Source organism: Polaromonas sp. P3_C2 (assembly GCF_056402675.1).
The window spans coordinates 1-780 of sequence record NZ_JBFUGX010001132.1; the positions used below are offsets into that span (position 1 = coordinate 1).

Below are 780 nucleotides of genomic sequence, written 5' to 3' on the forward strand. Positions count from 1 at the left end.
GGCCAGTGCCGCTTTTTGTAGGCTACGTTGCGTTCTGCAGCCCCGATTTCAGGCCAACTGTCTTTTCAATTGCCATGGTTTTCTGTATGGCCGCATTTCCCTTTTGGTTGGTGTACAAGTGAAAGGCTTTTTAACTGGTTGTTCCATCGGATCGCCTTCGGCGCCCGCTGAGTGCCAACGTTAAAGCTCAGTAGTGATGCGTATTTACATCGCACTCCTGTTGAACCTGGCACTTGCTGGGGCGGCCACCGCGGCGCCAGCTTGCAAGGCAAAGACCGAAAACTCTTCCGGCTACTTGCGGGCGACAGAAGTGGTTGGAAGCCTTCCGGAATTGAAAGTTTGGTCACGGTCACACGAATTTCCAGTGACCTACGGCATGTCGTGGGACAAGCAGGTGCTCTTGCGCGGTCGGTGTTATTGGTCTGTCTCGGTGTACGCGAATCGCCCAGAACGTTTTGAGATGTGGCACATCTTCTATGTTGATGCGGCGCGCAACTCGGTGATGGTCATGGATCCAGTGAGTGGTGAGCCAATTTCCTTGCGTACCTGGCGTTCGAGGAAGGAGAGTTGATGAAAACCGTGGGCGTGGGCCTTACATGTCGCTCGACACGGAAACATAACTGCAGGTTGCGGCTGCGCCGCGCGGGTTGTGCGCCGGGTCAGCGCGGACGTTAGGCAACGCAAAATCATGGCAGCCTCAGTCGGCCTGAAGCGTTTTACTATCATGTGGTTTTTAGGCAGCCTCGGAACCGTCGCATTTCTTGCCGCATTCACCGCAGC

General features: G+C 55.1%; 1 protein-coding gene. It reads left to right on the plus strand.

The window, feature by feature from the left end:
• The first annotated feature begins 193 nt into the window (after window positions 1–193).
• Window positions 194–571, plus strand: coding sequence for a hypothetical protein (locus AC1DWI_RS25130; protein WP_477668249.1), 378 nt, complete (start codon window positions 194–196; stop codon window positions 569–571).
• The last annotated feature ends 209 nt before the right edge of the window (window positions 572–780 follow it).